General features: G+C 45.6%; 5 protein-coding genes. 4 read left to right on the top strand and 1 reads right to left on the bottom strand.

Features of this window, described 5'->3' with window-relative positions; all coding sequences use genetic code 11:
- From VZ94_RS16805 to VZ94_RS16790, 4 genes are all read left to right on the top strand, one after another.
- Nucleotides 1–1,523 (top strand): calcium-binding protein (locus tag VZ94_RS16805; RefSeq protein WP_045780105.1); only part of this gene is annotated, 1,523 nt, incomplete at its 5' end.
- The gene (locus tag VZ94_RS16800; protein ID WP_045780104.1) at nucleotides 1,499–4,954 is read left to right on the top strand and encodes a cadherin-like domain-containing protein; all 3,456 of its coding nucleotides are present in this window, start codon (nucleotides 1,499–1,501) and stop codon (nucleotides 4,952–4,954) included. The genes VZ94_RS16805 and VZ94_RS16800, both read left to right, overlap by 25 nt.
- The gene (locus tag VZ94_RS16795; protein WP_045780103.1) at nucleotides 4,915–6,222 is read left to right on the top strand and encodes an SdrD B-like domain-containing protein; all 1,308 of its coding nucleotides are present in this window, start codon (nucleotides 4,915–4,917) and stop codon (nucleotides 6,220–6,222) included. The genes VZ94_RS16800 and VZ94_RS16795 overlap by 40 nt, the downstream gene beginning before the upstream one ends.
- Before the next feature lie 98 nt (nucleotides 6,223–6,320).
- Nucleotides 6,321–7,073: a radical SAM protein gene (locus VZ94_RS16790; protein WP_082081760.1), complete on the top strand. Its 753-nt coding sequence runs from the start codon at nucleotides 6,321–6,323 to the stop codon at nucleotides 7,071–7,073.
- A 21-nt stretch (nucleotides 7,074–7,094) separates the two neighbouring features.
- Here the strand turns inward: VZ94_RS16790 and VZ94_RS26105 are convergent, their stop codons facing one another.
- Complete coding sequence (locus tag VZ94_RS26105; RefSeq protein WP_157844965.1) at nucleotides 7,095–7,250, bottom strand: hypothetical protein; 156 nt, start codon at nucleotides 7,248–7,250, stop codon at nucleotides 7,095–7,097.
- Nucleotides 7,251–7,390 lie beyond the last annotated feature (140 nt).

The raw sequence follows: 7,390 nt of genomic DNA, 5'->3' as shown, positions 1-7,390 counted from the left end.
GTGGTGACGGTAACGACCAATTAGCTAGTGGTGACGGCGATGACACGTTATTTGGTGAGGCCGGTGACGATATTTTAAGCAGTGGCTTGGGTGATGATTTGTTAATTGCCAGTGACGGTAACGACCAATTGGACAGCAGCGAAGGTGATGACAGGCTATTTGGTGAGGCGGGTAAGGATACGCTATTAGGTGGTCTAGGTTCAGACACATTATCAGGTGGCGACGATGCTGATGTGTTGAACGGTGCTGAAGACGACGATGTGCTTAATGGCGGCATAGGTAATGACATTTTAGAAGGTGGTGCAGGTGATGATAGATTATACGGTCTTGATGACGCCGATACTTTAACCGATATGTCAGGCGATAATCTGTTAGTAGGTGGCTTAGGCGATGACGTATTAACCAGTGGCGATGGCCAGGATTCCTTATACGGCGAAGATGGCAATGATGTTTTAACTAGCGCGAATGGCAATGATGTCTTAGGTGGCGGTTCAGGTGATGACACACTGCTCGATACGTCAGGTGACAATACCTTGGTGGGTGGCTTTGGCAGTGATAGTTTAACCAGCGGTGACGGCAAAGACGAGCTACAGGGTGATGACGGCGATGATAGGCTTGATGCAGGGGCAGGCAATGACTATTTATTTAGTGGCTTAGGGAGCGATACTCTGCTGGGAGGCACGGGTGCTGATATTTATTTTGTGGTGCCCGGTGACGGTGTCGATACTATCATCGATACAGAAGACGCGGCTATTAATGACTTAGGTTATGCGGGTAATGCCATTTTCTTTATGGGCGGCGTTGAAATTGGCGATATTCATCTAGGTTTAGGCTCGTTGCTAATCAACGTAGGCGATAATGGCGATGAAGTTCATATTGACGGCTTTGAACCGAATAATCCTTATGCAAGCCCTGCGATTAGCACGTTTATTTTTGCCGACGGCGTATTAAGCTACGAGCAATTACTGGATTTAGGCATGGATTTTACCGGCACCGATGCGGCGGAGGTTATCACCGGCACCGGTATTGTCGATAGGATTAACGCGTTAGCCGGTGATGATACCGTTTATGGTGGGGATGCTCATGATGAATTAAACGGTGGCGAAGGCAATGATGTGCTGTTCGGCGAACAAGGCAATGATAAGTTCTATGAGAGTTCTGGCGCTGACACGTTGGTAGGCGGTATTGGTAATGACCAATACTTCTTAACCGATACCAGCGATAGCGTAACAGAACAGCTTGGTGAAGGTGCCGATACGATTTACGCCACGGTCGATTATAGCTTAGCCAGTAACGTCGAACGGCTTGAATTACAAGGTCACGATGACATAACCGGTATGGGCAATGCCGGTAATAACGAATTGCTAGGCAATGATGGCGATAACCGTTTATCGAGTTTGTCAGGTCAGGATACGCTGAAAGGCGGCTTAGGTGATGATTCATTAGACGGTGGTTTGAGTAGCGATAGGCTAGAAGGCGGTAACGGCGATGACAGTTATTGGTTGATAGTCTGGGCGATGTGATTGTTGAATTGGCTAATAACGGCAGCGATACCGTTAATGCGGCTATCGATTACAGTTTAGGCGCTGAGCTTGAGCACTTACATTTAATAGGCACGGCATTAATCGGGTCGGGCAATAAATTAGCGAATACACTGACCGGCAATGCCGAAAACAATTCGTTGTTCGGTTTCGATGGTGCGGATCGTCTTATCGGCAATGAGGGTGATGATAGCTTAGAGGGCGGTTTTGGCGCTGATACCTTGTTAGGCGGCTTAGGCAATGACCATTATTTTGCTGTTGATGCCTTAGATACCGTGACGGAACACAGCGGCCAAGGCATAGACACGGTGTATACCACGCTGAATTATAGCTTAGGTGAAAACCTGGACAATGTCGTGTTATTAGCGGATAGCGAGGAAGCATTTGGCAACGCGTTAGCAAATAATTTAACTGGTAATGACAACAATAATACGCTCGATGGCGGTGCTAATGCCGATACGATGGCCGGCGGTGCCGGTGATGATGACTATGTGGTTGATAATAGCGCCGATGTGGTTATTGAGGCAGCAAACAACGGTTATGACCGCATCTTAAGCAGCGTTAATTTCGCGCTGGCTGCCAATGTGGAAGCGTTAATCTTAACCGGTTCTAATGACGCAGACATAACCGGTAATGAATTTGCCAATCTGTTAACGGGCAATAGCGGGAATAACCAGGTGTTTGGGTTAGACGGTGATGATACGCTAAACGGTGGCTTAGGTTTAGATACGTTAATGGGTGGCTTAGGTGATGATGTTTATCAAATCGAACGCGATGACGATGTGATTATCGAGGCGCAAGCCGCTGGTATGGATACGGTTGAGAGCAGCGTGACATATACCTTAGTTGAATTTGTTGAGAATTTGACCTTAACCGGTGGGCAAGATTTAAACGGTGGCGGTAATACTTTAGACAATGTTCTAACCGGCAATCAAGCGGCTAATCAGCTACAAGGTTTTGCTGGCAACGATACGCTGACGGGGTTACAAGGTCATGATAGCTTGTATGGCGGCACTGGCGATGATGTTTATGTCGTGATTTATGCGGCTGACAGCACCGTCATAGAGTTGGCGAATGAAGGCAACGATACAGTGCAGTCCGCGCTAACCTTTAGTTTACCCGATGACGTTGAGAATCTAATCTTAACCGGCAATTTTAGCGACGACCCTTGGATTGTTTATACCGATGGATTAGGCAATGCGCTGGATAACGAGATAACGGGCAATGATGGTTTTAATCAGTTATACGGCTTTGACGGTCAAGATCGTGTCGATGGTCGGGCGGGTAACGATACGTTAGATGGTGGCGACGGTGATGATTGGCTGTTTGGCGGTAGCGATGCAGTTTTTGTAGCCAATAACGTAAGTGGTTATGGTGGTGAGCTGTTAGCAGTAAATGCCGATGAGATGTATGGTGGTAATGGCAATGATAGCCTAGATGGGGGTTCTGACGACGATGTACTGTACGGCGATGCTGATAATGACGTACTGTACGGCGGCGATGATGGCTCGTCGATTACTGAAATTTCTAATAATTGGTATGGTTATGATTACAGTAGCGCCTATGTCTATTCCGATGGTTATAGTGGTTACGGGGGGCTTATTTTTCTTGGCAATAACGATACACTCGATGGTGGTGCAGGTGAAGATAAGCTTGATGGTGGCTCAGGTAATGATGCCTTACTAGGTGGTGTTGATAGCGATTATCTCTATGGTGGCGATGATGGCTTGTTAAACACTAGCAATGATGATTATTTAGATGGTGGGGCTGGTATAGATACGATGCTAGGTGGTAGTGGCAACGATGTGTATATCGTGGACGGCAGCATGACGGTGTTAATTCCTACCACGTTTAGCGAATGCCATTTTGGTAGTGGCGATGATGATGCCGGGCCGTCGTTAACGTCTATCTCAGATGTCGTGATCGAGTACGCCGGTGAAGGCTACGATAGTATTTCTAGTTCGGTGAGCTTAACGTTACCGGCGCATGTGGAAGCGTTGTATTTTACCGGTTCTGCTAATGTCGATGTGATAGGCAACGACGATTTTAATGTTCTCTTCGGCAATGCGGGTAATAACCGGCTTGATGGTGGTTTAGGCGCCGATACGATGGCGGGCGGCTTGGGTAATGATGTTTACTTTGTCGATAACGAAAACGATGCCGTAACCGAAGAAGCTGATGCTGGTATTGATACGGTGCGTAGTTTCTTGACGTTTTACAGCTTAGGGCCTGAATTTGAAAATCTGGATTTAGTTGCGAATGCCGTGACGGGCATAGGCAATGATGCCGATAATTTACTGCGCGGTAACACGCAAGCGAATTGGTTAGAAGGCGGTTTAGGCGATGATACTTTAACTGGGGCGGGCGGTAATGATAGTTTATTCGGTGGCTTAGGTGATGATTGGTATGTGTTTGCTAAAGGTTTTGGCGACGATACGGTGGTTGATGACGGTGGCTATGATCAAGTTCGCTTTAACGATCATTTAAGCTTGCAAGACGTTGTGTTTTCACGTCAGGCAGACGATTTAGTGTTAACGCTAAAAGATAGCCAAGAGCACATGGTACTTAGCCAATGGTTTATTGGTGCGCATAAAATTGAGTTATTCCGTTTTTGTGATGGCACGACGATCACGGATGATGACATTGTTGCTTCCTTAGATAACCATGCACCTGTTGCCGTTGATGACAATTTAGTGGTGCAAGAAGACACGCTGTTGGCTGCGAGTATGAATGCCTTAAGCAATGACAGCGATCCTGACCTCAACGATAAGCTTTCGCTCACAACGGCGGCTACGGTGGCTGGGCTGTACGGTGTTTGGTCGATTTCGGCAACCGGCGAAGTCAACTATCAACTCAATAATAACCTGCCTACTATTCAAGCATTAAACGCAGAGCAGCAATTGACTGAACAGCTTAGCTACCAAATTAGCGATGATAATCGAGTGAAGCCGCTAACCGCTGAAGCCATGTTAAGCGTGACTATTTTAGGTACGAATGATGTTCCGGTAGCTGAGACTGATGCCAATGCGGTACAAGAGGATTTAAGCCTCACCGCAAGCGGCAATGTTTTGGCGAACGATACTGATATTGATGCCAACGCGGTACTGCGCGTGGCATCGTCAGAGCTTAGCAATAGTGCATACGGGCAATTATTGGTTAATGCCGAGGGAGGGTATCAGTATACGCTGAATAACGAGCAGCTTATTGTGCAGGCTCTACCAGCTTGGCAGCAGTTAGATGATGTGTTTAATTACACCGTTAGCGATGGGATTAGCAGTGCATCAGGTCAGCTTGTTATTCGGGTAACAGGGAATAACGATGCGCCTATGTTAGTGCAGCCGTTAGTTGATCAGGCGGCGCAAGTCGGTGCAGCTTGGGCTTATACTGTACCCGCTGGCACTTTTGCGATATAGATACCGGCGATGTGTTAACGCTGAGTGCACAGCTAGCAGATGGCTCGTCTTTACCGAGTTGGTTAAATTTTGATGTACTGACACAGCGATTTACCGGTACGGCGCCTGCAGGCTGGTCACAAGCTGTTACCGTAACCGCGACGGATATTTTAGGTTTAACGGCTAGCGATACCTTTTTACTCGATATTACGCAACCGCCATTAGTAAAATCGGCGCTCATCGGTGATAGCGTTTGGTATGACCGAAATGCCAACGGGCTTAAAGAAAATGACGAGCCTGGGGTAGCCGGTGTTACCGTCAAGTTGTTGAATACTAGCGGCGCGCTATTGGCAACAACGCAGACCGATGCGTTAGGTCATTATCAATTTAATCAATTAGCAGCAGGCAATTATCGTGTACAAGCTATTGCGCCAGATGGCATGAACTTTACACTAGCCAATCAAGGCAGTAATGAGAGTTTAGATTCCGACGCTATCCACACGACAGGGCTTACCGATTCGGTGACATTGGCGGTAGGCGGCAAAAACTTGGATGTGGACATAGGCTTAACGATACCGTCAAAAACGTGTTTCACCTATACGTTTAAAGGCTGCGCTCAAACCGATGGGCCTGATGGCAATCTATTAAGCTTTAAGTCCAACGGCGTTGCCTTACATGCAAGCGCCTTTAGTCAAGATAAAACCACCGGTGTGTTTAGTTCTGCCTGGTTAGGCAATTACAGTGGCGGTCTAGGCGTGACTGATAAGAAGGAAGGAAGTGGTCGTAACTCTAGCCACACGGTTGATAATCAAGGCCAAAATAACTTTGTGGTCTTTGAATTTGCAACCGATGTTATCGTTGATAAAGCCTATTTAAGCTATGTCACGGCTGATAGTGATATTAAGATTTGGATAGGCCATATTGACCAAGCGTTTACAAACCATGGCAACTTATCACCTGAGTTATTAGCACAAATGAGTTTTTCTGAATTAAACCAAACAACGTTAAGTTCAGCTCGTTGGGCGGATGTTAATAAACCCGAGTGGTTGGGTAATGTGTTAATCATTGCGGCGGATACAACAGACACCAGTCCTGAAGATAGTTTTAAGATTCAGCAATTAAAAGTCTGTGTGTCAACCACTAACTCAGTATGTAACATCGCTTTGAATGATGCGTCTTACAATAATACAGGAGCCGGTATTGCACTTGATCAAGATTCTAAGGCAGTGACCGGAGATTTAGTCACTTTGCTGGGTATGCAAGCTTATCAATCGGATTTCTTCGATTAACGCCTTTTTCATTTTTGCGTCAAAAACTTAGGAAAGCGCACCTATACATTTTTAGCTGCGCTTTCTCTTTTGCTCTGAGCGTTTCAAAAAATTAGATTATGCTGTTTCAACTGGAAATCACAACACATTGTAATTACAACTGCTTTTACTGTGCTGGAAGAAAAATGCCGCAGAGGCATATGAGCATGGCATGTTTTGACAATATTTTGAGTCGGATTGCTAAGGGGGAGCGTCACTGGGTCTCATTACAAGGTGAAGGCGAGCCTATGGTTCATCCTCTATTCTGGAGTATGGTAGAAAAAGTACGAGATTCAGGTTATATACCTTATACCATTACCAATGGCAGTATTATTGATTGCCAACGTATTAAGCAATATTTTCCACAGATTGGTATTTCGCTTGATACGATTAATGCTGAAGAGGCACAAAATATTGGTCGTTTTAAGCTTAACCAAGTATTACAAAACCTAAAATTATTAACCAATCAGTTAAGTCCTGAACGGATTATTATTCATTCGGTTGATTATGGCCAAGATTTTAAACCATTACGCTATTTTCTTCAGCAACACGGCTTAACCCGTCATATTGTGCAACCGCTGCAGCAAAAATCAGATTATAGGCAGCATTATGAAAGAGTATTTAGCGCCGTAACGTTTGAATATCACTATCGCTGTCGGTTTATTGAGCAACCAACGATGCGTTTTTTTACGATTGATGGTGTCGAGCTGCCCTGTTGTTTTATTAAAGATGTGTCAAAATTCACATCGACTCAGCGCTTACAGCATCAACTGCAACAACAGCAAGTGCCCGATGCTTGTTCTGGTTGTCGAGAAATTACAATTGCAAGTTAACTTACATATAACTCTGCATAATTAGACTAGCCTCTTGCCCCAAATAACGCCGTTCCTATCCATACTAACGTCGAGCATTCGTGAATAGCGACTTTTTAAATCACCACTCATGCCATAAGAAAGCGTATCGAATGCTTGCTGGTTTAATGCGGTTACCGCGCTGTGTAGCTGACGCAAAGGTCGGCATTGGTTTAGATATTCTGTTTCGGGCGCAGGGCTATGCTCATGACGCCTCTTAGTCTAAGATTGGGCAATTCCATAATGCATTGGGATAATTCGAGTAATTCAGCTAAAGGAATGCCGGATTTACTGGTTTC

It is taken from the genome of Methylocucumis oryzae, from assembly GCF_000963695.1.
Taxonomy (GTDB): domain Bacteria; phylum Pseudomonadota; class Gammaproteobacteria; order Methylococcales; family Methylomonadaceae; genus Methylovulum; species Methylovulum oryzae.
The sequence above is the reverse complement of the archived record's forward strand: the minus strand, read 5'-3'. Positions and strand labels throughout refer to the sequence as shown.